Origin of the sequence: Mesorhizobium sp. Root695, assembly GCF_001428185.1 — a bacterium.
Taxonomy (GTDB): domain Bacteria; phylum Pseudomonadota; class Alphaproteobacteria; order Rhizobiales; family Rhizobiaceae; genus Mesorhizobium.
Genome location: NZ_LMHO01000007.1, coordinates 83,254 through 108,822 on the forward strand (window position 1 = coordinate 83,254; position 25,569 = coordinate 108,822).

Consider the following 25,569-nt stretch of genomic DNA (forward strand, 5'->3'; position numbering starts at 1 on the left):
GCTTTGCCTGATAGACGGGTTTTTCTTGCCTGTGACGCAAGGCAGGCCGCCAAGTCAAGCCCGGCTCGACCCTGCCCGGCGGCAGCTTCGTCCGCCGAGTGCCTGTTCCGAAAGGCTTTTTGGCGATCACTCCTGATGAAAACCGCTCACGATTCGTTTGCTGGCTCTTCTTATTTTCGCTACAGGCGCTAGCTTTGCGTGACAATTCTATGACAATCGAGTGACGTGTTTGTCGCTGGGTGGGGAAGTTAAGGTGGCAAAGAGTTACAAACGCGCCGGCAAGGCCGCGCCACAGTTTCTGGAAGACGACCCCTCCACCGGCTATCTGCCGGGGAGGAGATGGCCGGTGGTGCGCTATGGGCTGATCAGCCTGGCAATCGCTGCCGTCCTGGTGTTTGCCATCGAGTTGATCGTGCGCGGCGACTTTGCCGGCACCGTCTCCTTCTTCCTCCAGCCGCTCAAGCCTGGCTGGACCACCATTGTCGTGTTTGCGCTGATCCTGATCGGGCTCGATGCGGTGCTCGGCCGCAGCCACCAGAGCCTGATGATCGTCGCGCCGCTGACCTTGTCGCTTGCCTTCGTCGGTCACCAGAAGTCGCACTATCTCGGCGATCCGCTCTATCCGACCGATTTCCTCTATGCCCGCCAGATCTTCGCGCTGCTGCCGCTTTTGGTGCGCGACCGGCCGATGACCGCGCTTGCCATGGTCGTCGGCATCGTCGCCGGCCTGTCGCTGCTCGTCTATGGCTGGCGGCTGTGGCGCCGCAAGGTTCCCGCACTCAGCCGCAAGGGCCGCCTTGCCCGGCTGACGCTGGCGGTGCCGCTGCTTGCCTTCTTCGTTTCGATCATGGACTACGCCACCTTCTCCTGGACCAGGGACCGGCTGCAGATCATCCCGATCATGTGGGACCAGAAGGAAAACTATGCTTCCAACGGCTTTGCACTGGCCTTTGCCCTCAACGTGCCGATGGCGCATGTCTCGGCGCCGCCAGGCTATTCCGACAAGGCAATCGCGGCGATCGGCAGGTCCGATGTGACCGCCTCAGTGCCAGCCGAGAAACCTGACATCATCATCGTCATGAGCGAATCCTTCTGGGATCCGACCAAGCTGCCCGGCGTCACCATCACGCCCGATCCGATCCCCAATGTGCGGGCTCTGCGCTCGGGCTCGATGTTCTCGCCGGAATTCGGCGGCATGACAGCCAACATCGAGTTCGAGGCGCTGACCGGCTTTTCCAACGCATTCCTGCCTGCCGGCAGCATCCCCTACCAGCAATATGTGCGCACGCCGACACCTTCACTGGCGACCTTCCTCAAGAGCCAGGGTTACCGGGCACGCGCTATCCATCCCGGCACCAACTGGTTCTGGAACCGTGGCGCGGTCTATGCCGATTTCGGCTTCAACGATTTCAAGTCGGAAGAAACGCTGCCGCCGATGCAAAAGCGCGGGCCGCTGGCATCGGATGCGGCGATGACCGACGAGATCATCAGCGAGGCCGACGCCAGCGACGAACCGGCGTTCTTCTTTGCGGTCAGCCTGCAAAACCACGGTCCCTACGAGCCGAACCGCTATTACAATCCCACTCATACGGTGCAGTCGCCGATCAGCCAGTGGGCGCGCGAATCGCTGCTCAGCTATGCGGAGGGCTCAGCCGATGCCGATCGCGGCCTTGAACGCCTAGTCGAATGGGCAAAGAAGCGCTCCCGCCCCACGGTGATCGCCTTCTTTGGCGACCATCTGCCACCGCTGGGGCCGGTCTACGTCGAAACCGGTTTCCTGAAGGACAATGTCGCGCCGCGCAAGGAAGCGTCGCCCGAGGCCGCCCTTGAACACCACGAGACGCCGCTGGTCATCTGGTCGAACCGCACCGGGCCGGCTGAAGACATGGGCGCCGTCAGTCCTGCCTTCCTGCCCTATCATATCCTGAAGAAGGCCGGCATCAGCCATCCCTACTACACCGGCTTCCTGGGCCAGATGAGCGAACGCTACCGCGTCGTCGACCGCAACCTGTTGCTGACGCCGGCTGGCGACGCCACGCCCGATTGGGCGCGGCAGAAGGAGATCGACCCGGCGATCCGTGATTTCCGCCTGTTGCAGTACGATATGATGTTCGGCAAACGCCACGCGGCGCCCGACTTCTTCCCCGAAACGGTCGACAAGGTTGTCGCCCATACGAGTTGAGCAGACCCCGTCAGGAGCCGGCCCGTCTCTCGGGGTCGAGCTTTCAGTTCGTCAATTGCAGCTTCGTGAACTTGTTGGCGATCTGCAGGAACACGTTCGGCAGTTTAGTCGGGTCGCTGACGGCATAATAGACGCCGTGCCTTCCTCCTCGATCAGGAAGGCCGAATAGATCGTGCTCGTCGCATCGTCGTCACGATCAGATCCAGCATCGGCCCAACCGCCAGCCATTGGTGACGGCTGCCATCCTAATGCAGCATCATCCCCTCACAAGGCTTCCTTTCCCGTTTGCGCCGGTGAGCACCGCGCCGCTTGGCCCGTTCCACCAGCCCAGCCGCATGAAGCTGTGTCGAGATGAAGGTGTAGCCCCAGCTGAAATCGTGATCGCGCAGCAGGTGCTCGTGGAAATGCTTCACGTTCCAGCCAAGATAGCGATGACGATAAAGCTCCAGCATCTCCTCAATCGCCTCCGCCGGCACCCGACGCGTCGAAATCTTGCCCAAGCGATGGTCCACCACCTTCCCCGGCCTCTTCGTAACGGTCGCGGTGGCGCCGGAATGCCGCTCCGACATGCCCAGCAGTTCGCCTGCCTCCATCATCGATAGATCGCCGCCATTCCAGCGGCTCAAAACGTCCCGAAACTTCTGCATTCTCCGGTCCTGTAGCCATGCCGTCAGTTTCATCCCCAGCCTCCGTTCGCTGGAAATCAAACCGGACAACTCACGTGCTACCTAATCCGGACAACTCATCTTCTTACGACACAGGACGCCGCCCGCCCTTGCCTTCCAGCCGGATTGCTGTATAGACGCCCGCAATCTGCCGGTCCTTGCTGGGGGCTGAACGGAGGGCCGGAGGTTTTTTCGAAAGCCTTCGTGTGAAGCCAGAAGTGCTCCCGCCTCCCGTGTCTCCGCTCTCGACCGTCTCGTCATGCTCCTTTCTTCCCCGCGCCCTTCGAGGGTTTGTGGGTCAGAGAAGTTGCAGAGGCTTTTGCCGCCGGGAACCGGGAGAGAAACGAAGAAAGGCATAAGACATAATGGCTCTATACGAACATGTGTTTCTTGCCCGGCAGGACCTCTCGCAGCAGCAGGTCGATGCGCTTGTCGAACAGTACAAGGGCGTCATCTCCGCAAATGGCGGGTCCGTCGGCCGGGTCGAGAACTGGGGACTGAAGTCCCTCACCTACCGGGTCAACAAGAACCGGAAGGCTTATTACACGCTGATGGACCTGAATTGCCCCGCGGCCGCGCTCAACGAGATGGAGCGCCAGATGGGCCTGTCCGAAGACGTGCTGCGTTTCCTGACCATCAAGGTCGAGGCGCATGAGGAAGGCCCGTCGGCCATGATGCAGAAGCGCGAAGAGCGCTCGGAACGCGGCGGCTTCGGCGACCGCGACCGTGGCGATCGTGGTCCGCGCTCGTTCGGCGATCGTGATCGCGGCGACCGTGGCGATCGTCCGCCGCGCTCGTTCGGCGACGCCGGTGCCGATCGTGGTCCGCGCCGTCCGCGCGAAGGCTTTGAAGGGGGTGCAGAATAATGGTCGACATCAATCAGATCCCGACCCGGCGCCCGTTCCATCGCCGCCGCAAGACCTGCCCATTCTCCGGCGCCAACGCGCCCAAGATCGACTACAAGGACGTGCGTCTGCTGCAGCGCTATATTTCAGAGCGCGGCAAGATCGTGCCGTCGCGCATCACCGCCGTCAGCCAGAAGAAGCAGCGCGAACTCGCCAAGGCGATCAAGCGCGCCCGCTTCCTCGGCCTGCTGCCCTACGTGGTTCGCTAATTTCTCTGACGCGGGCGGTTCGCCGCCCGCTCTTCTCCCACGGCGACGGGCGCCGCAGGGTTGAACATCAAATCCCGGGTTGAGGTCAAAACCTCTAACTGCCGCGACAGGCAGGACAGCGACACCAGCGCCCCAGGCGCCCAAGCTTCCTGACCTGTTCCAGAGACATTCGGCGTCGATCTCCTCGATCGATTGGCGCCCAACCGAAGGAACAAAACCATGGAAGTCATTCTTCTCGAACGCGTTTCCCGCCTCGGCCAGATGGGCGATACCGTCAAGGTCAAGGACGGCTTTGCCCGTAACTTCCTGCTGCCGCAGGGCAAGGCGCTGCGCGCCAACGAAGCCAACAAGAAGAAGTTCGAAGGCCAGCGCGCCCAGCTCGAAGCCCGCAACCTCGAGCGCAAGTCGGAAGCCAGTCAGGTCGCCGAAAAGCTCGACGGCAAGAGCTTCATCGCCGTGCGCTCAGCCGGTGAAACCGGACAGCTTTACGGTTCCGTTTCGACCCGCGACATCGCCGATCTGCTGACGGTGGAAGGTTTCTCGGTCAACCGCAACCAGATCCTGCTCAACCAGCCGATCAAGACCATCGGCCTCACCAATGTGGCGATCGCGCTGCATCCGGAAGTCGAAGTCACAATCACGCTCAACATCGCCCGCACGGCCGACGAGGCCGAACGCCAGGCCAAGGGCGAGACGCTGACCACCGCCGAAGCCATCTATGGCGACGACATCAACGACAACGCCCGGCCGGAAAACTTCTTCGACCCGAACACCGAGTTCGAGGGCGGCGAAGACAACGCCTGATCATACGTCGCAAGGCGATCGGAGCTACGCTTCGATCAGGATTAGAGCTGTGCTCTGATCACTTTGCCGGCATCCAGCCACACTGGTCCAACGCCCGGGCCTCGCGCCCGGGCTTTTTTATGCCAAATGGAACTTTTCGAACCCCTATATATTGTTGCAGACTACAGCGTCGCGCGTCCTTTGGCCGCGCAAATGACGCTGTGGAGCTTTGGGCGCAAGATCCCCGATGAAAATCTAGTCCGATTTTCGGGTCGCGCGCCAAGACAGCCTGTCTGGCCGAGAGGGGACATTTGGTCATGAATATTCTGTTGAAGCGCGTTCTCGACCGCCTGGTGCGCACCGGCAATCTCAAGGTCACCGGCCCCAAGGGCACGACAGTGGTTTTCGGCGACGGCAGCGGCGAACCGGTGCACATGCATATCAAGACTGCGCATGCCGAACGCGCCATCACCTTCGACCCGATGCTGGCCGTGCCTGAAGCCTACATGGACGGCGAACTCGACATTCTCGAAGGTGGCGTGCTGGGCGTGATGCGCATCGCCTTCCAGAACATGGGGAGCGGCGGCATCGACGCCACATGGTCGAAGGCCATCGAAGGCCTGCGCCACGCCTTCCGCCGCCTGCAGCAGATCAACACCGCCTCGCGCTCGCGCCGCAACGTGCAGCGTCACTACGATTTGTCGGGTGATCTCTACCGGCTCTTCCTCGACGAGGACATGCAGTATTCCTGCGCCTATTTCGAGCAGCCGGATATGACGCTCGACGAAGCGCAGGCCGCCAAGAAGCGCCACATCGCCGCCAAGCTCCGGCTGAAGGCCGGCCAGACCGTACTCGACATCGGCTCCGGCTGGGGCGGGCTCGGCCTCTATCTCGCCAAGGCATTCGACGTCGACGTGCAGGGCGTAACGCTGTCGACAGAGCAGCATGGCGTCGCCACCGACCGGGCGCATGCGCAAGGTTTGGAAAGCCGCGTGCATTTCGAGCTCAAGGACTACCGCGAGCTCAACGAGCGTTTCGACCGCATCGTCTCGGTCGGCATGTTCGAGCATGTCGGGGTCAACCATTACCGCACCTTCTTCGACAAGAGCGCGACGCTGCTCAAGCCGGACGGCGTCATGCTGCTGCACACGATCGGCCGCTCCGGCGTGCCGTGGGCGACCAGCGCCTTCATCCGCAAATACATCTTCCCGGGCGGCTATATCCCCGCGCTCTCGGAAGTCATGCCGGCGATCGAGAAATCGGGCCTGGTCGTCACCGATGTCGAAATTCTCAGGCTCCACTATGCCGATACGCTGAAGCATTGGGGCCAGCGCTTCGCCGCCAACCGCGACAAGGCCAAGGCGATCTATGACGAGCGCTTCTGCCGCATGTGGGAGTTCTACCTGGCTGCCTCGGAAGCCGCCTTCCGCTGGCAGGACTTGGTGATCTTCCAGATCCAGATCACCAAGAAGAACGACACGCTGCCGGTGTCGCGCGACTACATGGCCAAGTGCGAGAAGGCGCTTGAGATGCGCGACATGGGGCATCGTGAAACGGCACCGGTCAAAAGAAGCCCTGTCGCCAAGCCGGCTCGCCGCCGCAAGGTTGCGGACCAGGAATAAGCATTGCCGCTTGCCATTGCCGGCCCCTGCACTGAAAAAGGTCCCGTGATCGTCTCGGGACCTTTTTCATGACCTACGTGCTCTATGCCGCTGCCGCCCTGGCCGAGATCGCCGGCTGCTTCTCGTTCTGGGCCTGGTGGCGGCTGGGGAAGTCGCCGCTGTGGCTGCTCCCCGGTCTCGCCTCGCTCGCCCTGTTCGGCTTCCTGCTGGCACTGGTCGACACGTCAGCCGCCGGTCGAGCCTACGCCGCCTACGGCGGCATCTACATTGCGGCGTCGCTTGGCTGGCTGTGGCTGGTGGAGGGCGTGCGCCCCGACCGCTGGGATTTTGCCGGTGCCGCACTTTGTATTGCCGGCGCTTCGGTGATCCTTCTCGTCCCGCGGGGCGCATGAAGATGGAGTTGCCGGCATCCCTTCGCCAAGGCGTGGAGCGCCTGCTCGAAAACGTTCCTCTGGCGGCACTCAAACAAGCGGCAAAAACGCTGTCCGACCGTTACCGTGCCGAGTTGCGCGACGGCCGTCTGCACATGGCCGAGGATCTGGCGGTGAAGGCCTATCTGGCGACGCGGCTGCCGGCGACCTATGCCGCGATCCGCGCCAGCCTCGACGCGCTGAGCGACGCCAAGCCCGGCCTTCAACCCAAGAGCCTGCTCGATGTCGGCGCCGGCCCTGGTACGGTGCTCTGGGCCACGACCGATCGGTGGCCCGATCTCGAACAGGCTGTGCTGCTGGAAGCGAGCGCGGCGGTACGCAAGGTGGGCGAGGCGCTTGCCGGCGACGCAATTGCCGCCCAGACCAGATGGTTGGCGGGTGATGCCACCATCGACCTTGCCGACCTCGAGCCGGCCGATCTGGTCACATGCGCCTATGTGCTGGACGAAATCGCCCCAGCATCGCTGCCAAAGCTCATCGGCCGGCTCTGGCAGCTCACCGCCGACACGCTGTTGATCGTCGAGCCCGGCACCCCGGCCGGCTGGCAGCGCATCCTTGCCGGGCGCCGGCAGCTGATCGAGGTGGGCGCGCATGTGCTTGCGCCTTGCCCGCATCAGGCGCCCTGCCCGCTCGCCCCGCCCGACTGGTGCCATTTTTCCCGCCGCGTCGCCCGCTCACGCCTGCACCGGCTGGCAAAGGACGCCGACGTGCCGTGGGAGGACGAGAAGTTCATCTATGTCGCAGCGTCCCGCGACGGACCAACTTCACACCAGGCACGGGTTCTTGCACCGCCGAAATCCGGCTCCGGCAAGGTTCTGCTCAAGCTTTGCCAGGACGACGGCACTGCCACCGAGCGCCTGTTCACCAAGCGCGACGGCGCCGACTTCAAGCTGGCCCGGCGGGTGGACTGGGGCGACAGGCTGGACAACACCGCAAAATGAACAGCGCAATGTTCTTGCTTCGTTCCGACGAGTCAGGTAGGAATCAATGCCCTGTCGAGTCAACCGGAATCGGGGCACGGGAATACTCTCCTGTGGACGATTGGTCGTTCCTGTGAACAACGGGCATCAAGGTTCGTTGGTCGCGTAGTGATGCAGAAAGGTCAGCATCGACTCGTCACGTTCTGATATCGAAGGTCGGGATCGAAATCGGGGATATCATGGCAGAGGCAGCGCGAAAATTCGGCGTGGCGGAAACACCGCTTTATCGTGAAGCACCAAACAACATCGAGGCCGAGCAGGCGCTGCTCGGCGCCATCCTCGTCAACAACGACGCCTTCTACCGCGTCTCGGACTTCCTCAAGGCCAGCCATTTCTACGAGCCGCTGCACCGCAAGATCTTTGAGGTGGCGTCCGAGTTCATCCGCATGGGCAAGGTGGCGACGCCGATCACGCTGAAGACCTTCCTGCCGGCCGACGAGAAGGTTGGCGACATGACGATGGCGCAATATGTCGTGCGGCTGGCGGTGGAGGCCGTGACAGTCGTCAACGCCACCGACTATGGCCGCGCCATCTACGATCTTGCGACACGCCGCGCGCTGATCACCGTCGGCGAGGACATGGTCAACATCGCCTATGACGCGCCGGTCGACATGGCGCCCACCGAGCAGATCGAAGATGCCGAGCGGCGGCTGTTCGAACTGGCTGAAAACGGCCGCTACGACGGTGGTTTCGAGAGTTTTTCCGATGCGTTGAAGAACGCCGTCGACATGGCAAGCGCGGCCTATATGCGCGATGGTCACCTGTCCGGCATTGCCACCGGCCTGCGCGATCTCGACCACCGCATGGGCGGCCTGCAGCCATCGGATTTGATCATCATCGCCGGCCGTCCGGGCATGGGCAAGACGTCGCTGGCCACCAACATCGCCTACAACATCGCGGCCGCTTATGAGCCCGCCCAGCAGGCCGACGGCTCCGTAAAGGCGGCCAATGGCGGCGTCGTCGGCTTCTTCTCGCTCGAAATGTCGTCGGAGCAGCTGGCCACCCGCATCATCTCCGAGCAGACCGAGATCCCGTCATCGAAAATCAGGCGCGGCGACCTGACCGAAGCCGATTTCGGCAAGCTCGTCGCGTATACGCAGGAGAACCACAAGCGGCCGCTCTACATCGACCAGACGGGCGGTATTTCGATCGCCCAGCTTGCGGCGCGCGCCCGCCGCCTCAAGCGCCAGCGCGGGCTGGATCTGATGGTCATCGACTATATCCAGCTGATGCAGGGTTCGTCGGCCAAGGCGTCGCAGAACCGCGTCCAGGAAATCACCGAGATCACCACCGGACTGAAGGCACTCGGCAAGGAGCTTGGCGTGCCGATCATCGCCCTCTCACAGCTCTCGCGTCAGGTCGAAAGCCGCGACGACAAGCATCCGCAGCTGTCCGACCTGCGCGAGTCGGGCTCGATCGAGCAGGACGCCGACGTCGTGCTCTTCGTGTACCGCGAGGAATATTACATCAAGAACAAGGAGCCGGAGAAAGGCACGCCGGAGCACCTCGCCTGGGAAACGAAGATGATCGAGGTCCAGGGCAAGGCCGAAGTGATCATCGCCAAGCAGCGCCACGGACCGACCGGCACGGTCAGCCTTGCCTTCCAGGGCGAGTTCACCCGCTTCTCCGACCTTGCCGAGGAGCACCACCTGCCGGAAAGGTTCGAGTAGCTTTTTGACCTACCGTCGCCACCACGCCCAAGCCATTTTCAAGCAGCAGCCATCTGATGGCTAAATCGCGCGTGCAATTCATCTGCCAAAATTGCGGATCGGTGCATCAGCGCTGGGCTGGCAAATGCGATGCCTGCGGCGAGTGGAACACGCTGGTCGAGGAAGGCACGTCCGGCGGCATCGGCTCAGGGCCAGCCAACACGCGCAACGCCCGCAAAGGCCGCGCGGTGGTGCTGACCACGCTGTCCGGCGACATCGAGGACGCGCCGCGCATCATCTCGGGCATCGGAGAACTCGATCGCGCCACCGGCGGCGGTTTCGTGCGTGGCTCGGCGCTGCTGGTCGGCGGCGATCCCGGCATCGGCAAATCGACGCTGCTCACCCAGGCGGCCGCGGCACTGGCGTCAAAAGGCCACCGTATCGTCTATGTCTCGGGCGAAGAGGCGGTCGCGCAGATCAGGCTGCGGGCGCAGCGGCTTGGCGTTGCCTCCTCTCCGGTGGAACTTGCCGCCGAGACCAATGTCGAGGACATCCTGGCGACAATAGCCGACGGCAAGCGGCCTGACCTGGTCATCCTGGATTCGATCCAGACGCTGTGGACCGACCTTGCCGATTCGGCGCCGGGGACCGTCACCCAGGTGCGCGCCGCCGCCCAGGCGATGATCCGTTATGCGAAATCCACAGGGGCGGCGATCGTGTTGGTCGGCCATGTCACCAAGGAAGGCCAGATCGCCGGGCCGCGTGTCGTCGAGCACATGGTCGACGCCGTGCTCTACTTCGAAGGCGAAGGCGGCCATCATTACCGCATCCTGCGCACGGTGAAGAACCGTTTTGGACCGACCGACGAGATCGGTGTCTTCGAAATGTCGGACAAGGGCCTGCGCGAGGTCGCCAACCCGTCCGAGCTTTTCCTTGGCGAACGCCATGCCAAATCGCCGGGTGCGGCGGTTTTCGCCGGCATGGAGGGGACGAGGCCGGTGCTGGTCGAGATCCAGGCGCTGGTCGCGCCCTCCTCTCTCGGCACGCCGCGCCGCGCCGTCGTCGGCTGGGATGGCGCCCGGCTGTCGATGATCCTGGCGGTTCTCGAAGCCCATTGTGGCGTGCGCTTCGGCAGCCACGATGTCTATCTCAACGTCGCCGGCGGCTACCGCATCTCGGAGCCCGCGGCCGATCTCGCGGTGGCGGCGGCCCTGGTTTCCTCGCTCACCGGTCTTGCCCTTCCCGCCGATTGCGTCTATTTCGGCGAAATCAGCCTTTCGGGCGCCGTGAGGCCGGTTGCGCATGCGCAACAGCGCCTCAAGGAAGCCGAAAAGCTGGGTTTTGGAAGCGCGGTTCTGCCCTCGGGCAGCGGGGAATTGGCCGGGGGGATCGGGGCTGGTTCTTTCCAGCCGACCGAGCTTGCCGACCTCGTGGCACGCATAGCCGGCTCACGCCGAAGCCGCGTGGACGAACAAGATTAGAGCATCGGACCCGAAAGCGGAAACCGGTTTTGGGAAAACCCGATGCTCCGCGCTATAATGCGGCTCATGGAGTGGGGCGAAAGACATGCCGATTACGCTGCTTGACGGAATTCTCGTCGGCTTCACTCTGGTCTCGGCGATGCTCGCCATGGTTCGCGGCTTCTCGCGCGAAGTCCTGTCCGTTGTCTCCTGGGCAGCAGCGGCGGCGGCGGCTTTCTTCTTCTACAAGCCGGTCCTGCCTTACCTGAAGCCCTACATCGAGAATGAAAAGATCGCCATGGCGGCCTCCGCCGGCGTCGTCTTCATCGTCGCGCTGATCGTCGTCTCGGTCATCACCATGAAGCTCGCCGACTGGATCATCGATTCCCGAATCGGCGCGCTCGACCGCACGTTGGGCTTCCTCTACGGCGCCGCGCGCGGCATACTGGTCGTTGCCGTGGCCCTGCTGTTCTTCAACTGGCTGGCCGGCGCCAAGGCTCCCGCCTGGGTCACGGATGCCAAGTCGCGGCCGCTGCTCGAGCAGATAGGCGCCAAGCTCGAAAGCCTGCTGCCCGAGGATCCGGAAAACGCCATCCTCAAGAAGCTCAACCCGAATCAGCCGGCCGCGGAGACGCCCGCGGCTCCGGACGCCCCGGCGGCGGATGCTCCCGCGGGTGGCGACGATGCCAACACGCCGGCACCTGACGATGAACCCGCAACACCGCCGACGGACAACGCACCGGCCAATCCGGCCCCGGCTGCACCGGCAAACTGACGCCAAAAACGGCGTCAGGACCTGACGATGGTGTGAACGGCTGCACGGCGCGCGTTGCTTTCGACGCGAACCCGCACTATATGGCGATTTTAGCGGAGCTTAAGATGGCAGACGCAGACGACGTGCTTTCCGCCGAGGCCGACGACCATTTCCACGACGAATGCGGCGTGTTCGGCATTTTCGGCCGACAGGATGCCGCGGCCATCGTCACACTGGGCTTGCATGCGCTCCAGCACCGCGGACAGGAAGCAGCCGGTATCGTTTCGTATGACGGCAGCCAGTTCCATGTCGAACGCCATGTCGGCCTGATCGGCGACACCTTCACCAAGCAGCGCGTCATCGACAGCCTGCAAGGCAACCGCGCCATCGGCCACACACGCTACGCCACGACGGGCGGCGCCGGCATGCGCAACATCCAGCCCTTCTTCGCCGAGTTGGCCGATGGCGGCTTCGCCGTTGCCCACAACGGCAATCTGACCAATGCCATGACCGTGCAGCGCGCGCTGCAGAAACAAGGCGCGATCTTCTCGTCCACCTCCGATACCGAGACGCTTTTGCACCTTGTCGCCACCAGCAAGGAACGCGATCTGAACTCGCGTTTCATCGATGCGGTGCGGCAAGTCGAGGGCGCCTTCTCGCTGGTGGCGATGACGGCCAAGAAGATGATCGGCTGCCGCGATCCGCTCGGCATCCGCCCGCTGGTGCTGGGCGATCTCGACGGCGCCTGGATCCTGGCCTCCGAAACCTGCGCGCTCGACATCATCGGCGCGCGTTTCGTGCGCGACCTGAAACCCGGCGAGATGGTCGTCGTCACGTCCAAGGGCATTGAGAGCCTGTTCCCCTTCGAGCAGCAGAAGAGCCGCTTCTGCATCTTCGAATATGTCTATTTCGCGCGGCCGGATTCCTCGGTCGAAGGTCGCAACGTTTATGAGGTTCGCAAGCGCATTGGCGCCGAACTTGCGGTGGAAAGTCCGGTCGAGGCCGACATCGTCGTGCCGGTGCCGGATTCGGGCACGCCGGCGGCCATCGGCTTCAGCCAGGCTGCAGGAATCCCCTTCGAGCTCGGCATCATCCGCAACCATTATGTCGGCCGCACCTTCATCCAGCCCGGCGATTCGATCCGCCACATGGGCGTCAAGCTGAAGCACAACGCCAACCGCCGCATGATCGAGGGCAAGCGCGTGGTGCTGGTCGACGACAGCATCGTGCGCGGCACCACCAGCCAGAAGATCGTGCAGATGGTGCGCGACGCCGGTGCCAAGGAAGTCCATATGCGCATCGCCTCGCCGCCGACACGCGCCTCCTGCTTCTACGGCGTCGACACGCCGGAGAAGTCGAAGCTTTTGGCATCGCGCATGTCGGTGGAGGAGATGGCCGAGTTCATCCGCGTCGATTCGCTCGGCTTTCTCTCCATCGACGGGCTCTACCGCGCCGTCGGTGAGACCAGCCGCGACAACGACCAGCCGCAATTCTGCGACGCCTGCTTCACCGGCCAGTATCCGACCCGCCTGCTCGACTTCGAAGGCCACGACAATGTGCGCACGCTGTCGCTGCTGGCGACGAGCGGGACGTAGGGTTGCCGGATCGTTACTTTTTTAGCCAGATTTCCGGAATCCATCGCATGACCCTCGACCTTACCGGCCGCGTTGCGGTCGTCACCGGCGCTTCGCGCGGCATCGGCTATTTCATCGCCAAGGAATTGGCTGCCGCCGGCGCGCATGTCATCGCGGTCGCGCGCACTGTCGGCGGCCTGGAAGAGCTCGACGATCAGATCAAGGCGGCCGGCGGCCAGGCGACACTGGTGCCGCTCGACCTCGCCGACATGGCCGGCATCGACCGGCTGGGCGGCGCCATCCACGAACGCTGGGGCAAGCTCGACATTCTCGTCGCCAATGCCGGCGTGCTCGGCGTGATCTCTCCGATCGGCCATGTCGAAGCAAAGACCTTCGAGAAGGTGATGACCATCAACGTCACCTCGACATGGCGACTGATTCGCTCGGTCGACCCGCTGCTGCGGCTCTCCGACGCCGGAAGAGCGATCATCCTGTCTTCCAACGCGGCGCACTCGGCCCGCGCTTTCTGGGCGCCCTACGCGGCGTCCAAGGCCGCGGTCGAGACGATGATGCGCTCCTGGGCGCATGAGACGCAAAGCCTGCCGCTGCGCGTCAATGCCGCCGACCCCGGCGCCACCCGCACCGCCATGCGGGCGCAGGCTGTGCCGGGCGAAGATCCCGAGACGCTGCCGCACCCCTCCGAGATCGCCAAGCGCATCGTGCCGCTGGCCAGTCCGGAGCTGAAAGAGACCGGATTGATCTTCCAGGCCAAGCACAATCGCTTCGTCGCCTACCGGCAGCCGGAATAAAACTTGACTGCGAGGCGGATTAAATAGGCCTCCGGCAACGTTTCTTCGAATGTACTCATTCGAAGCCCAACCGGAGGACCATCATGCGCAAACTGCTTCTCGCCACCGCCGCCACCCTGATCGCAGCCGCGGGCGCCGCCTATTCGCAAGACGCAACGATGAGTTTCTTCGTCACCAGTGCCGGTTCGGGCAAGGGCGCCGATCTCGGCGGCCTCAAGGGTGCCGACGCGCATTGCGCCTCGCTGGCGGAAGCCGCCGGCGTCACCGGCAAGACCTGGGCTGCCTATCTTTCGACCAGCGACACCGATGCGCGCGACCGTATCGGCAAGGGGCCGTGGGTGAACGCCAAGGGCGTCAAGATCGCAGACGACGTCGCCTCCCTGCACAGTGACGCCAACGGCATCACCAAACAAACTGCGCTGAACGAGAAGGGCGAAATGGTCAACGGACGCGGCGACAAACCGAACCGCCACGACATGCTGACCGGCTCCAAGCCCGATGGCACCAAGATCGCCGACCAGACCTGCGGCGACTGGACGATGAGCGGGGCTGAGGGAGCCGCGATGATGGGCCATCATGACCGCACCGGCCTCGACGAATCGGCTGCCGCCAAATCCTGGAATTCCTCGCATGCCTCGCGCGGCGGCTGCAGCCAGGAGGCACTGAAGGGCACCGGCGGCGACGGCCTTTTCTATTGTTTCGCAACCAACTGAGCCAATCGGCCTTCAAAAATTGGGGCTGAAACCCACCGCCACATCACGCGCCTGTGATGCGGCGGTGGAAGGCTGCGTCGCGGTCATGCTTTCGTCATTTCCGTGGAGTTGGTAGGATTGCAGCGACTCCCACAACAGGCGCCCAACTGGCAGAGGAAATCCCCATGGCTACGACCGCAGCAGCGTTGGTCTGGTATCTGGTAATCGCCGGCCCGCAGGGCGGCATGGTCGTGCTGCCCAGCACCTTCGACAAACGCGAACAGTGCACCGCCGCCATCACCGAATATCAGAAGCAGCCGACACCGGCCGGCTGGTCGGTACAATGCGTGCCCAGCGCCTCGCCCTTCACCGACGAAGGCGACGCCGAAGAGCCGGCAGCACAGTAATGAGCGTAATCTCCCCCTCGAGGGGGAGATGGCCGGCAGGCCAGAGGGGGTCGCCGCGCGTGGAGCGCCGGTATCCTCTTTTCAACTTAGGAGGTCGCGTCCCGTCGTGCCGATCCCCTCTGTCGCTTTCGGCGACATCTCCTCCTCAAGGGGGAGATCCTCAACGCCGTGCACTCACCGTCAGCTCCGGCTTCTGGCTGATGGTCTGGAACACAACGCAATAGCGCTCGGTCAGCTTAAGCAGCGAGTCTATCCGCTCCTGCGGCTCGTTTGTGTCGAGGTTGAAATTGAGCCGGATGGCGCGAAAGCCGACCGGCGCATCCTTGGCGACACCGAGCGTGCCGCGAAAATCAAGATCGCCTTCGGCCTCCACCGTGGCGGCGCCGAGCTTGAACTCGAGCGCCGTCGCCACCGCCTTCAGCGTCACCCCGGCGCAGGCCACCAAGGCCTCCAGCAGCATGTCGCCCGAGCAGAGCTCGAGGCCTGAGCCGCCTGTTGCCGGATGCAGTCCGGCGATGGCGAGCGCCCTGCCCGTCTCCACCTTGCAGGCAACCGACTGGTCGTCGATCGAGCCCTTGGCGCGAAGCGTGATCAGGGCCTGCGAAGCATCGTCACGATAGGCCTGCTTCAGCGGCGCCTGCATGGCCTTCAATTCGGTCGCATCCATCCGCTGTCCCTTCGTCGACTGTTTCCGCCGCCTGCATAAACCCATCCGTCAAGAGTTGCGCCGATCGCCACGAGATGGCAATGCCATTCAGCAATACGGGCCAACGGCGCCCCCCTCTGTCCAGCCGGACATCTGTCCGCAAAGGGAAGAGCGGATGTCACGCCGGCTTTCGCCCATCGTCAACGCCGCCAACGGCGTTGCCGAAGACCCTGCCAGTCTTCGTCTGCCAGGAGTTGTCCGGCAGGACGAAGGGAGACGTGAAGGAAACGCGGCAGTGTCAGTTGCTCAACCATACAGCCATTTCCTTTGACTTCGATCATCTCGGCCATACCTATGCGGGAGTCGTTCTCGCGGAGCCATCATGCCGGTCAAGCTGAAACTGATCTTCGTTATCCTGCCGCTGCTTGCCGCCCTGGCGCAGCCCGTCCTGGCTGAAACAGCGGAGCGGCCGGCACCCTCGGGCGGCGTGCTGTCCCTGCTGCCGCCGCCGCAGACCACCAACCATTCGATCACCCTTGCCGGGCGCCAGCTGGATTACAAGGCAAAGGCCGCCACCCTGTCGCTGCTGTCCGGCAAGGGCGACGTCACGGCGGAGATTTTCTATGTCGCTTACACGCTGCAGCCAACGGCAAGCGGGGCCAAAGACCCGCATCGGCCGATCACCTTCGTGTTCAACGGCGGCCCTGGAGCAGCTTCCGCCTATCTGCATATCGGCGCGCTCGGTCCAAGGATAATCGCGACGGGGTCCGACGGCGAATTCCTGCCCTCACCGCAAAGACTCATTGACAATCCGGACAGCTGGCTCGACATGACCGATCTCGTCTTCGTCGATCCGGTCGGAACCGGATATAGCCGCGAGGCACCTGGCCAGGACACGCACGACTTCTGGGGCGTCAATCAGGATGCCAGTTCGATAGGCGCCTTCATCCGGCTCTATCTCGCGCAGAACGGCCGCACCGGATCGCCGCTGTTCCTCGCCGGCGAAAGCTATGGCGGGTTCCGTGCGGCGCTGCTCGCCAGGACATTGCAAGAAGATATCGGCATCAGTCCGAACGGCATCGTGCTTATCTCGCCGGCGCTGGAGTTCACGCTGGTACAGCCCGACGAATTCGAGCCGCTGCATTGGGCGCTCGAACTGCCTTCGATGGCGGCGGTGCGCCTACGCGCCGAAGGCGTCAGCGGCGATGCGTTGCGGGAGAAGCTGGCCGAAGTCGAGCATTATGCGCTGGGCGATTACCTTACCGCGCTCACCAGCGGACTGGAGCAAGGCAAGCGCCTGGCAAGCCAACGCGTGGCTGACATCACCGGCCTGCCGCTCGACCTCGTGCAGCGGAACTCCGCCCGCATCCCGACCGGCCTGTTCGCAAGGGAATTCGCGCATGCCAGCGGCAAAGTGCTCAGCCCATATGACGCCACGATCGGCACGGCCGACATCGCGCCCGAGAGCGCCCGCATCGCCGGCCCGGATCCAGTGCTCGACCGCAGCGTGCCTGCGCTGACGTCGGCTTTCGTCGGCTATATCAGCGACGAACTGAATTTCCGCACCGACGTCAGCTATCGGCTGCTCAATGGCGAAATCAGCCACAATTGGGATTACGGGACCAGCGCCTCACGGCAAGGCTATGCCGGGGTGATGGACGATCTGCAGCGCGCGCGCTCGCTGAACCCTTCGCTCGGCGTCGTGATCGTCAACGGCTACACCGACCTTGTCACACCTTACCTCGCCTCGCGCTATCTGGTGAACCAGATCCCGTCGCTCGCCAATGCCAAGCCTATCCGTCTCGATGTCGTCGAGGGCGGGCACATGATGTATTTCAGATCCGATGGTCGGCGCGCCCTGAAAGAGGCCGCTTTGGAGCTTTACCAGGCGACGCAGTAAGCTTTGCGACAATGCGGCTCGCCATGGAACCCCTGCCCCAACACAAGCACGGGGCTGGCGTAGCGCTGTACCGACTTTCGCCCATATAGCTTGGTGCCGAGGGAGCTGAATTCCCAGGTCCCTCGTGTCGCTCCTCACAGCATTTCTGCCGCTCCGGCAATTTTGGTCCCATGCGCCTTATGGCCGATATCGCCATTCTCGAAGCACGCGAGCGGGTTCTTGCCGGCATCCTGCTGACCGGTGCGGCCTATCTCCTGTTTTCGACGCAAGATGCTTCGATCAAGCTGCTGGTCGTTGGAATGAGCGTCTGGCAGATCATGTTCTTCCGCAGCATCACCATTCTGGGCGCCTGCGCGGCGATAGGCGGGCGACAGCTGTTTGCCGACACAGTGCGCTCGCCGATCGTGCGGCCGATGCTGGTGCGCAGCGCCTTCACGCTTGCCGCCTGGCTCTGCTACTACAACGCCGCACGCAGCCTGCAGCTCGCCGAACTGACTACCGTCTATTATGCGGCGCCGATCATCGTCACCGTGCTTTCGGTGGTTATGCTCGGCGAAAAGGTGCCGATGCTGCGCTGGCTGGCGGTGCTGATCGGCTTTGCCGGCGTGTTCGTCGCTTGCGATCCGACCCATCTCGGCCTGTCCGTGCCGGTGCTGCTGGTGCTGGCGGCCGCCTTTTTGTGGGGCATCGCCATTGTGCTCTTGCGCAGGACCGCCCTTGCCGAGCGTTCGATGATCCAGCTCCTGCTCAACAATTTCTATTTCCTGCTGTTTTCGGCGGTGCCGGCGCTGTTGTGGTGGAAGACACCCGACTGGACCCAGTTGCTGCTGCTTGCCAGCGTCGGCGCGCTCGGCGGCCTCGCGCAATATCTTCTCTTCGAAGGTATGAAGCGCACGCCGGCCTCGGTCCTGGCGCCGCTGGAATACACCTCGCTGTTGTGGGCGTTCGCGCTCGGTTTTGCGATCTGGGGCGACGTGCCGCGCCGCGAGGTGTTCCTGGGTGCTGCCCTGATCGTCGTCGCCGGCCTGCTGATCGTCGGCACCGAGCATTTCCGCAAACGGCTATGATGTGGCCACCGTCATTGCTGACACTACGATGTCAGGACCAAACGGCGTAGGTTTACCGCATGACTGACATTGCAGCTGCCACCGACACCGCCGCGGAGCGTACGCTCGGCATCATCCTGGTGTCGTCCTCGGCCGCCGTCTTCGGCCTGACCGGCGTTCTGACAAAGTCGATCCATGCCGACCCGCTGACCATCATCTGCTGGCGCGGCTTTGTCGGCGCGATCCTGATCAGCCTGTATGTGCTTTGGCGGCGTCACCGTTCCGGCAAGCGCGAAACGCTGCGGCTTGGCTGGCGCGGCTGGCTGCTGGCGGTGGAAGGGGCGCTGGCCAGCATCGCCTTCATCTCCGCGTTCAAGTTCACCTTCGTTGCCAATGTCGCCGTCATCTACGCCACCGCGCCCTTTGTCACCGCGCTGCTGGCCTGGGTTCTGACGCGCGAACCGTTCCGACTGCAGACGATGATTGCCGCCGCCGTGTCGCTGTGCGGCGTGGCGATCATGGTCTGGTCCGGCTTCGGCACCGGCAATCTGTTCGGCGACGGACTGGCACTGCTGATGACCATCGGCAGCGGCCTCTACATGATCATGGTGCGCGCCTTCCGCGACACGCCCGTGGTGTGGGCCGGTGCGGTGTCGGCCTTCCTGTTGTTCGTGCTCGGTTGGGTCGTCACCGATCCGCTGGCGGTTTCGCCAAGGGATGCCGTTCTGCTCGCCACTTTCGGCGCGTCCTTCGCACTCTCCTCGATCCTTTGGACGGAGGGCGCGCGGCTCATCCCGCCGGCGGAATCCGGGCTGCTCGGCTCGGCGGAAGTGCCGTTCGCGATCCTGTTTGCCTTCCTGTTCCTGGGCGAGATTGCGCCGGCCGCCAGCATGATCGGCGGCGCCATCGTGCTGTGTGCGGTGTTTGCCCATGCGGGGCGGGATTGGCTGATGGCCCGCTCGCTGCGCATGGCGTCAAATATTTCTTAAAAAGTGACACAGTCACGGAACCATCATAGGGGTCAAGGCATTGTTGGTGCGACGGGCCATCCCCAAGTCCCCCCAAACCCCTCGGCCCGTCCTACCTCCAAGCCGACCGCAAGGTCGGCTTTTTCTTTGGGCATTCAGCCGACCGACAAGGCAAGGTTGCCGCTGAGCAGGGTTGCCAGATCGGCTGCCGAACCACCGGCACCGGCACGCAGCCGGATTGCGAACTCAGCCATCGGAACCTGCGGCAGGCCAAGCTCGCGCGGCGCCTCGACAATGCCGGAATGGGCAAAGCGGGCCGTTCGCAGCGTCAGCGCGACACCGGCGTTCACGGCCGTGCGCAGGCCGGCCAGGCTGGCACTGCCGGCAGCGATGCGGTAGCGGCGGCCGGCAGCATCGAGTGCGGCAAGTGCTGCTTCGCGAAAACCGCAATACGGATCCAGCAGCGCCAGCGGCAATTCCTCTTGCCGCGTGGCCAGCCCCTTCTGTGAGCATAGCCATATCATCGGCTCGCGCAGCACGCCGACTTCGTCCGACGCCGCGGCCTGGCGCATGACGATCGCCAGATCGAGGCCGCCAGACTGCAGCGCCTGCGCCAGTTCGGCGGAACGGCCGACCCGCAGTTCGATCCTGACACGCGGATGACTGGCGGCGAAGGCACGCAGCAGGTCCGGCAGGCCGCTGTCGGCGAAATCCTGCGTCGTGCCGATGGCGACGCGTCCGGCAGCGCGCGCGCCCTTCAGTGCCAGCCAGGCCTCGCGATGTGCTGCAAGGATGCGCCTGGCATGACCGACGAGGTCCTCACCCGCCGGCGTCAGGCCGCGCCCCCGCCCTTGCGGCGCCAGCAGCGGCTCGCCGACGATTTCCTCCAGCCGCTGCATCTGGGCGGTCACCGCCGAGGGCGAACGGCCGACGCTTGAAGCCGCCTGGGCCAGCGAGCCGCTGTCGACGAAAGCAAGGAAGGTTCTGAGCAGATCAGGATCGAGCGTTTCCATAATTCGATAATATCGAATCTTCAATCAAAAACAATTCGATTTTTTTTACCTAAGGATGATGACATGCTCCTTCCAACGGCGATCAGACGCCGCTCGAACCAAGGAGAAGAGAAATGCCCATCATCACCGTCAGCGTCACCGGCAAGCCCGACGCGGCTCTTTCCGCCAGCATCGCAAAGGAGGTCACCGAAATCACCGCGACGCAGTTGCGCAAGGATCCGACGATCACAGCCGTCGCCGTGTCCTATATCGATCCGCAGCACTGGTTCGCCGGCGGCAAGTCGCTGGCCGAGCATGGCTCCAACACGTTCTGGCTTGATATCAAGGTGGTCGACGGCACCAACACCAAGCTTGAGCTGGAGGCCTATCTGAAAGCGATCTTCGCAGCCTTCGGCCGCCTGCTGGGCGGCGTACACGAGGAAAGCTACGCGTTCGTGCATGAAGTGCCGGCCGCCGCTTACGGCTATGGCGGCAAGACGCAGGAGTTCCGTTTCATCAGCGGACGGTTGAAGGCGTCGTGAGCAGCGCCGACTCCCCTTCCCCCACACAAGGGGGGAAGGCAAGAGGCGTATTCATCCGCATTGACCTTGCTCCCACATCGTCTAGGTTCTGGCCGAAGCGGCCGCGAAAGAGCCGAGATGACAAAATCGTTGGGAGAGACGCGGCATGGTCCTGACACTGGCGCTGCTTGCGGGTCTTGTTCTGGCCTGGTTGCTGATCGGCGTGGTGGAAAAATTCCGCCTCGGCCTGCGCTTCACCCAGGCGCTGCTCTATGTGCCGTTCAAGCTCGCCTACCGGATCGCCGACTCCCGCATCAGCATCGCCCGCAAGGCGCAGGCCCCGGTCATCTACGTCATCTCGCATCAATCGCGTTTCGAACCGGCGCTGATGCTGTCGCTTCTGCCGGACGATACGCTGCATATTCTCGATGAGGTCTCGGCGCGCTCGCCTTGGCTCGAACCGTGGCGCGAGCTTGGCCGCACCATCGCCTTCAACGCCGAACACCTCTTCGTCAGCCGCCGGCTGGTGCGCGTACTCAAAGGCAAAGGCCGGCTCGCCGTTTATCTGCCGGATGCCGTCGAGCCCGACGTCAAGACGTTTCGGCTGTTTCGGGCGGTCACCCGCATCGCCATGCAGGCCGACGCCATGATCGTGCCGATCTTCGTCGGCGGCGCGCGCTGCCTGCCGGTGTCGTTGATGCCGGCGGACAAAGCACCACGGCACTGGTTTCCGCAGCTGTCGATCAGCGTGTTGGAGCCGATGACGATCGCCGAACTGATGGCTCGCAATCCCGACCAGGCCTCGAACACCAATGCGCTGTTCGACCGTGTCGCCGAGGCGCGGCTTTTCGGCACCGACCTCGATCGCAGCCTGTTCCTGGCCATGCGCGATGCCGCCGACCGCGTCGGCGCTTCGCACACGATCATCGAGGACGTCATCTCGGGTGCGTTGAGCTACCGCAAGATGTTCATTGGCGCCCGCGTCCTGGGCCGCCGCTTCGAGGCGATCACGGCGCCAGGCGAAGCGGTCGGGCTGATGCTGCCCAACGCCAATGGGGTCGTGCTGTCGCTCACCGGCCTTCTGTCGACCGGCCGGGTGGCGGCGATGATCAACTACACGGCCGGCCCGGCGAGCGCCACTGCGGCCGTGCGCACCGCGGTGATCCGCACAGTCATCTCATCGCGTGCCTTCGTCGAGAAGGCTGACCTCGCCGATATCGTCGCGGCGGTCGAAAAGGGCGGTGCAAAGCTGCTGTGGCTGGAGGACGTGCGGGAGAGCGTCACCGCGCTGGACAAGCTCGCCGCCGCCTTGCTGTGGCGCTGGCCGCTGCAGCGGCAGGATGCGACCAAGCCGGCGGTGATCCTGTTTACTTCCGGCTCGGAAGGCACGCCGAAGGCGGTGGTGTTGTCGCACAAGAACCTGCTTGCCAATGCCATGCAGGCCGAGGCGCGCATCACCATCTCACCCGCCGACATCCTGCTCAACGTGTTGCCGGTGTTCCACTCCTTCGGCCTGACGGGCGGCACGATCCTACCGCTGGTCACCGGGGTAAAGCTGTTCCTCTACCCTTCGCCGCTGCACTACAAGATCATCCCCGAGGTGGCGCGCAAGGTGAAACCGACCATCATGTTCGGCACCGATACGTTCCTCGCCAACTATGCGCGCACCGCCAAGGACGGCGATTTCTCCAGCCTGCGCTTCGTCGTCGCCGGCGCCGAGGCGGTGAAGCCGGAAACCCGCCGCGTCTATCGCGAACGCTTCCAGGCCGAGATCATCGAAGGTTTCGGGCTGACCGAGGCAGCACCGGTGGTTGCCGTCAACACGGCCATCCATGGCCGCGACGGGACGGTGGGGCGGCTGCTGCCGGCCATGCGCATGAAGCTCGAGCCGGTCGAAGGCATCAGCGATGCCGGCCAATTGTGGCTCGACGGACCGAACCTGATGATGGGCTACATGACATCGGACCGCCCCGGTGAGTTGCAGCCGCTGACCGGCTGGCACGACACCGGCGACATCGTTGCCGTCGACCGCGAAGGCTTCATCACCATCCGGGGCCGCGCCAAGCGCTTCGCCAAGATCGCCGGCGAGATGGTGTCGCTGGGTGCGGTCGAGATGCTGGTGCAGTCGCTGTGGCCGGAAGAACGCCATGCAGCTGTGGCCGTGCCGGACAAGCGGCGTGGCGAGCGCATCGTACTGGTCACCACCGCCGACGATGCCAACCCGGATGAGTTGCGCAAGTTCGGCAAACAGGCGGGTGCAGCCGAACTGATGGTGCCGAACGACATCGTCAAAGTCGAGGAAATCCCGGTGCTGGGGTCCGGCAAGACCGACTATGTGTCGACGAGGAAACTGGCGATCGACAGGCTGGGGCTCGGCGTGGCGGCCTGAGTCAAATCAAGCATTTCGGCGAATTTTCTAACCTATATCGGAGGGCGGCACCTTCTCGCCCTCGCGCTTGGCGCGCTTGGAATAGGCGCGCACGCTGAACGGCAGGAAGATCAGGTAGCCGGCGACCGAAGCGGTCAGCGTGTACCAGGGATAGGTCATCAGCAGGAGCACGTAGAGCACGACACCGAGGATGATCGGCAACACCCTGTCGCCCGGAATTCTCAGGCTCTTGCCGGAATAGACCGGCAGCCGGCTGACCAGCAGAAAGGCGACCAGGATGGTGAAGCCAGTGGCGACGAAGGCCGCTGGACGACTGGGCTCCAGCCCGGTGCGCAGGAAATAGAGATAGAGTGGCAGCATCACCAGCACGGCGCCCGCCGGCGCCGGCACGCCGACGAAATATTCGGACTGCCACAGGTGGCGATCGCCCTTCTCGTCGTCGAGAACGTTGAAACGGGCGAGGCGCAGCCCACAGGCGATGGCGAACAGGAGTGCTGCGATCCAGCCCGGCGAGCCGGCGCGGTCGAGCAGGAAGGCATAGAGTACCAGAGCCGGGGCCACTCCGAAATTGACGATGTCGGCCAGCGAATCCATCTGGGCGCCGAATTTGGAAGTCGCCTTCAGCATCCGCGCCAGGCGGCCGTCAATGCCGTCAAGGAAGGCGGCAAGCAGCACCATCACCACCGCCGGCTCGAAGCGGCCTTCGAAACCGAAGCGGATGCCGGACAGGCCTGCGCAGATGGCAAGCACGGTGACGAGGTTGGGCAGCACCATGCGCATCGGGATCTCGCGGATGCGCGGACCGCCGCTGGCATGGGCCTCGAACTTTTTGTATTGCGTGCCCACCGTCAGGAAATCCGCACGAGGGGGGTGCCGGCCACACCGCCGAATTCGGCCAGCACGGTTTCGCCGCCGACCGCCGTCTGACCAACGGCAACACGCGGCGTGGCGGTCAAGGGCAGGAACACATCGACACGTGAGCCGAAGCGGATCAGGCCAAAACGCTCGCCGATGGCGATCGAGCCGCCGGCCTCGGCCCAGCAGACGATGCGCCGCGCCACCAGGCCGGCGATCTGGACGGCGGCTATCGTGCCATTGGGGCTTTCGATGACCAAGCCGTTGCGTTCGTTCTCGGTGCTTGCCTTGTCGAGTTCGGCATTGAGGAATTTTCCAGGCCGATGCTCGATCCTGGCGATGCGGCCGCGCACCGGAGCGCGATTCACGTGGCAGGAGAAGACGTTCATGAACACCGAGATGCGGGTCATTTCGACGTTGCCGAGGCCAAGTTCGCGCGGCGGCACGGCCGGCCCGACCGCCGAAATGACGCCGTCGGCGGGACTGACCACGAGGCGATCGTCGACCGGCGTGACGCGTTCGGGATCACGGAAGAAATAGACGCACCAGGCCGTCAGGATAAGGCCTATCCAGAACAGGATCGACGAGAAATAGCCAAGGAAAAGGGTTGCCGCGCCAAAGGCCGCGATAAAGGGATAGCCTTCGCGATGGATCGGTACGAACGCGTTCTTGACCGTATCGACAAGGCTCATCGGGCTGGGGCAGGCTCCGTTTCAATTGCGGCCTCAATAGCCGAAAGCCCCCCTCGCCGCAACGCAACAATCGGCAAGGTAGCTTCGGACGCAACGGGGAGAAGGGACGATGCGCTTGCCCGTCGGCATCATTCTCGCCAGAATTCGAACCGCCGCCGGTTCAAATCGCGGAGAAAAGGTCGGCCGCCCATGATGCGGAACCCAAGCAACGCGCAGCGCATTGCCAGGCGATCGGCTGCCATGAGTGCAGGTCTGGTTACCTTGCCTGTATTGAACGGCAGCGCATTCGGTCAAGCCAAGCCGTCCTTCGACTGCGCCAAGAGCAGTGCGGCACCGGCAAGGAGGGTCGTACGGAGCCGCCTTCATGCGGCGCCAATAGGCGTGCCGATGGCATTTTTTCCTGAGCAAAAAGCAGTAGGCCGCTGTCGGGAGACCTCC

24 protein-coding genes are annotated in these 25,569 nt (G+C 63.7%); 19 read left to right on the forward strand and 5 right to left on the reverse strand.

Translation table 11 applies throughout. The features are described from left to right. Positions 1–229 precede the first annotated feature (229 nt). Positions 230–2,182 carry an LTA synthase family protein gene (locus ASD99_RS09120; RefSeq protein WP_082525435.1) on the forward strand — a complete coding sequence of 651 codons (1,953 nt, stop codon included), beginning with the start codon at positions 230–232 and terminating at the stop codon, positions 2,180–2,182. Between the two features lie 245 nt (positions 2,183–2,427). Here the strand turns inward: ASD99_RS09120 and ASD99_RS09125 are convergent, their stop codons facing one another. Further along, positions 2,428–2,862, reverse strand: coding sequence for a hypothetical protein (locus tag ASD99_RS09125; protein WP_156388957.1), 435 nt, complete (start codon positions 2,860–2,862; stop codon positions 2,428–2,430). Between the two features lie 350 nt (positions 2,863–3,212). Between ASD99_RS09125 and rpsF the strand changes: the two genes are divergently transcribed. From rpsF to ASD99_RS09190, 13 genes are all read left to right on the forward strand, one after another. Beyond that, complete coding sequence (rpsF, locus tag ASD99_RS09130) at positions 3,213–3,713, forward strand: 30S ribosomal protein S6 (RefSeq protein WP_013532520.1); 501 nt, start codon at positions 3,213–3,215, stop codon at positions 3,711–3,713. Next, complete coding sequence (gene rpsR, locus ASD99_RS09135) at positions 3,713–3,961, forward strand: 30S ribosomal protein S18 (RefSeq protein WP_006203718.1); 249 nt, start codon at positions 3,713–3,715, stop codon at positions 3,959–3,961. The genes rpsF and rpsR overlap by 1 nt, the downstream gene beginning before the upstream one ends. Positions 3,962–4,180: 219 nt before the next feature. Further along, positions 4,181–4,765: a 50S ribosomal protein L9 gene (gene rplI / locus ASD99_RS09140; protein ID WP_056586941.1), complete on the forward strand. Its 585-nt coding sequence runs from the start codon at positions 4,181–4,183 to the stop codon at positions 4,763–4,765. A 296-nt stretch (positions 4,766–5,061) separates the two neighbouring features. Beyond that, positions 5,062–6,366 carry an SAM-dependent methyltransferase gene (locus ASD99_RS09145; protein ID WP_057143378.1) on the forward strand — a complete coding sequence of 435 codons (1,305 nt, stop codon included), beginning with the start codon at positions 5,062–5,064 and terminating at the stop codon, positions 6,364–6,366. 68 nt (positions 6,367–6,434) lie between these two features. Then, positions 6,435–6,758 carry a YnfA family protein gene (locus ASD99_RS09150; RefSeq protein WP_056586936.1) on the forward strand — a complete coding sequence of 108 codons (324 nt, stop codon included), beginning with the start codon at positions 6,435–6,437 and terminating at the stop codon, positions 6,756–6,758. A 2-nt stretch (positions 6,759–6,760) separates the two neighbouring features. Further along, complete coding sequence (locus ASD99_RS09155; RefSeq protein ID WP_057143422.1) at positions 6,761–7,738, forward strand: small ribosomal subunit Rsm22 family protein; 978 nt, start codon at positions 6,761–6,763, stop codon at positions 7,736–7,738. Positions 7,739–7,956: 218 nt separating this feature from the next. Continuing rightward, complete coding sequence (locus tag ASD99_RS09160) at positions 7,957–9,447, forward strand: replicative DNA helicase (RefSeq protein ID WP_027037983.1); 1,491 nt, start codon at positions 7,957–7,959, stop codon at positions 9,445–9,447. Positions 9,448–9,503: 56 nt separating this feature from the next. Beyond that, positions 9,504–10,907, forward strand: a complete 1,404-nt coding sequence (gene radA / locus ASD99_RS09165) for a DNA repair protein RadA (RefSeq protein WP_057143379.1) — start codon at positions 9,504–9,506, stop codon at positions 10,905–10,907. Between the two features lie 85 nt (positions 10,908–10,992). Continuing rightward, complete coding sequence (locus ASD99_RS09170; RefSeq protein ID WP_057143380.1) at positions 10,993–11,661, forward strand: CvpA family protein; 669 nt, start codon at positions 10,993–10,995, stop codon at positions 11,659–11,661. 104 nt (positions 11,662–11,765) lie between these two features. After that, positions 11,766–13,235: an amidophosphoribosyltransferase gene (gene purF, locus ASD99_RS09175; RefSeq protein WP_057143381.1), complete on the forward strand. Its 1,470-nt coding sequence runs from the start codon at positions 11,766–11,768 to the stop codon at positions 13,233–13,235. A 47-nt stretch (positions 13,236–13,282) separates the two neighbouring features. Further along, on the forward strand, positions 13,283–14,023 hold the full coding sequence (locus ASD99_RS09180; RefSeq protein ID WP_057143382.1) for an SDR family NAD(P)-dependent oxidoreductase: 741 nt from the start codon (positions 13,283–13,285) through the stop codon (positions 14,021–14,023). An 83-nt stretch (positions 14,024–14,106) separates the two neighbouring features. Further along, positions 14,107–14,736 carry a hypothetical protein gene (locus tag ASD99_RS09185; protein WP_056586919.1) on the forward strand — a complete coding sequence of 210 codons (630 nt, stop codon included), beginning with the start codon at positions 14,107–14,109 and terminating at the stop codon, positions 14,734–14,736. Between the two features lie 164 nt (positions 14,737–14,900). After that, positions 14,901–15,122, forward strand: coding sequence for a hypothetical protein (locus tag ASD99_RS09190; RefSeq protein ID WP_056586916.1), 222 nt, complete (start codon positions 14,901–14,903; stop codon positions 15,120–15,122). Positions 15,123–15,282: 160 nt separating this feature from the next. Here the strand turns inward: ASD99_RS09190 and ASD99_RS09195 are convergent, their stop codons facing one another. Beyond that, positions 15,283–15,789, reverse strand: a complete 507-nt coding sequence (locus tag ASD99_RS09195) for an OsmC family protein (protein WP_056580352.1) — start codon at positions 15,787–15,789, stop codon at positions 15,283–15,285. Positions 15,790–16,150: 361 nt separating this feature from the next. Here ASD99_RS09195 and ASD99_RS09200 point away from each other — a divergent pair, with 361 nt between their 5' ends. From ASD99_RS09200 to ASD99_RS09210, 3 genes are all read left to right on the forward strand, one after another. Continuing rightward, positions 16,151–17,668 carry a S10 family peptidase gene (locus ASD99_RS09200; protein WP_057143383.1) on the forward strand — a complete coding sequence of 506 codons (1,518 nt, stop codon included), beginning with the start codon at positions 16,151–16,153 and terminating at the stop codon, positions 17,666–17,668. 179 nt (positions 17,669–17,847) lie between these two features. After that, a complete protein-coding gene (locus tag ASD99_RS09205) occupies positions 17,848–18,735 on the forward strand; it encodes a DMT family transporter (protein WP_057143384.1) in 888 nt (295 codons plus the stop codon). A gap of 59 nt (positions 18,736–18,794) precedes the next feature. Further along, positions 18,795–19,703, forward strand: coding sequence for a DMT family transporter (locus tag ASD99_RS09210; protein WP_056580360.1), 909 nt, complete (start codon positions 18,795–18,797; stop codon positions 19,701–19,703). 134 nt (positions 19,704–19,837) lie between these two features. On the opposite strand, the gene ASD99_RS09215 is transcribed toward ASD99_RS09210, so the two are convergent. Continuing rightward, positions 19,838–20,695 carry a LysR substrate-binding domain-containing protein gene (locus ASD99_RS09215; RefSeq protein ID WP_056580363.1) on the reverse strand — a complete coding sequence of 286 codons (858 nt, stop codon included), beginning with the start codon at positions 20,693–20,695 and terminating at the stop codon, positions 19,838–19,840. A 113-nt stretch (positions 20,696–20,808) separates the two neighbouring features. Between ASD99_RS09215 and ASD99_RS09220 the strand changes: the two genes are divergently transcribed. Together ASD99_RS09220 and ASD99_RS09225 are read left to right on the forward strand one after the other, a co-directional pair. Beyond that, positions 20,809–21,216 (forward strand): tautomerase family protein, encoded by a 408-nt coding sequence (locus ASD99_RS09220; RefSeq protein ID WP_056580367.1) that lies wholly within the window; start codon positions 20,809–20,811, stop codon positions 21,214–21,216. A 145-nt stretch (positions 21,217–21,361) separates the two neighbouring features. Then, positions 21,362–23,584, forward strand: coding sequence for an AMP-binding protein (locus ASD99_RS09225; RefSeq protein ID WP_057143385.1), 2,223 nt, complete (start codon positions 21,362–21,364; stop codon positions 23,582–23,584). Positions 23,585–23,611: 27 nt separating this feature from the next. Here ASD99_RS09225 and ASD99_RS09230 read toward each other — a convergent pair whose 3' ends face one another. Together ASD99_RS09230 and ASD99_RS09235 are read right to left on the reverse strand one after the other, a co-directional pair. After that, positions 23,612–24,430, reverse strand: a complete 819-nt coding sequence (locus ASD99_RS09230) for a CDP-alcohol phosphatidyltransferase family protein (RefSeq protein ID WP_057143386.1) — start codon at positions 24,428–24,430, stop codon at positions 23,612–23,614. A 2-nt stretch (positions 24,431–24,432) separates the two neighbouring features. Then, positions 24,433–25,131 (reverse strand): phosphatidylserine decarboxylase, encoded by a 699-nt coding sequence (locus ASD99_RS09235; protein ID WP_057143387.1) that lies wholly within the window; start codon positions 25,129–25,131, stop codon positions 24,433–24,435. Between the last annotated feature and the right edge of the window lie 438 nt (positions 25,132–25,569).

Coding starts and splice junctions, on each gene's coding strand:
- ASD99_RS09125 (WP_156388957.1), bottom strand. CDS start 2,862: ATGAAACTGACGGCATGGCTACAGGACCGGAGAATGCAGAAGTTTCGG.
- rpsF (WP_013532520.1), top strand. CDS start 3,213: ATGGCTCTATACGAACATGTGTTTCTTGCCCGGCAGGACCTCTCGCAG.
- rpsR (WP_006203718.1), top strand. CDS start 3,713: ATGGTCGACATCAATCAGATCCCGACCCGGCGCCCGTTCCATCGCCGC.
- rplI (WP_056586941.1), top strand. CDS start 4,181: ATGGAAGTCATTCTTCTCGAACGCGTTTCCCGCCTCGGCCAGATGGGC.
- ASD99_RS09145 (WP_057143378.1), top strand. CDS start 5,062: ATGAATATTCTGTTGAAGCGCGTTCTCGACCGCCTGGTGCGCACCGGC.
- ASD99_RS09150 (WP_056586936.1), top strand. CDS start 6,435: ATGACCTACGTGCTCTATGCCGCTGCCGCCCTGGCCGAGATCGCCGGC.
- ASD99_RS09155 (WP_057143422.1), top strand. CDS start 6,761: ATGGAGTTGCCGGCATCCCTTCGCCAAGGCGTGGAGCGCCTGCTCGAA.
- ASD99_RS09160 (WP_027037983.1), top strand. CDS start 7,957: ATGGCAGAGGCAGCGCGAAAATTCGGCGTGGCGGAAACACCGCTTTAT.
- radA (WP_057143379.1), top strand. CDS start 9,504: ATGGCTAAATCGCGCGTGCAATTCATCTGCCAAAATTGCGGATCGGTG.
- ASD99_RS09170 (WP_057143380.1), top strand. CDS start 10,993: ATGCCGATTACGCTGCTTGACGGAATTCTCGTCGGCTTCACTCTGGTC.
- purF (WP_057143381.1), top strand. CDS start 11,766: ATGGCAGACGCAGACGACGTGCTTTCCGCCGAGGCCGACGACCATTTC.
- ASD99_RS09180 (WP_057143382.1), top strand. CDS start 13,283: ATGACCCTCGACCTTACCGGCCGCGTTGCGGTCGTCACCGGCGCTTCG.
- ASD99_RS09185 (WP_056586919.1), top strand. CDS start 14,107: ATGCGCAAACTGCTTCTCGCCACCGCCGCCACCCTGATCGCAGCCGCG.
- ASD99_RS09190 (WP_056586916.1), top strand. CDS start 14,901: ATGGCTACGACCGCAGCAGCGTTGGTCTGGTATCTGGTAATCGCCGGC.
- ASD99_RS09195 (WP_056580352.1), bottom strand. CDS start 15,789: ATGGATGCGACCGAATTGAAGGCCATGCAGGCGCCGCTGAAGCAGGCC.
- ASD99_RS09200 (WP_057143383.1), top strand. CDS start 16,151: ATGCCGGTCAAGCTGAAACTGATCTTCGTTATCCTGCCGCTGCTTGCC.
- ASD99_RS09205 (WP_057143384.1), top strand. CDS start 17,848: ATGGCCGATATCGCCATTCTCGAAGCACGCGAGCGGGTTCTTGCCGGC.
- ASD99_RS09210 (WP_056580360.1), top strand. CDS start 18,795: ATGACTGACATTGCAGCTGCCACCGACACCGCCGCGGAGCGTACGCTC.
- ASD99_RS09215 (WP_056580363.1), bottom strand. CDS start 20,695: ATGGAAACGCTCGATCCTGATCTGCTCAGAACCTTCCTTGCTTTCGTC.
- ASD99_RS09220 (WP_056580367.1), top strand. CDS start 20,809: ATGCCCATCATCACCGTCAGCGTCACCGGCAAGCCCGACGCGGCTCTT.
- ASD99_RS09225 (WP_057143385.1), top strand. CDS start 21,362: ATGGTCCTGACACTGGCGCTGCTTGCGGGTCTTGTTCTGGCCTGGTTG.
- ASD99_RS09235 (WP_057143387.1), bottom strand. CDS start 25,131: ATGAGCCTTGTCGATACGGTCAAGAACGCGTTCGTACCGATCCATCGC.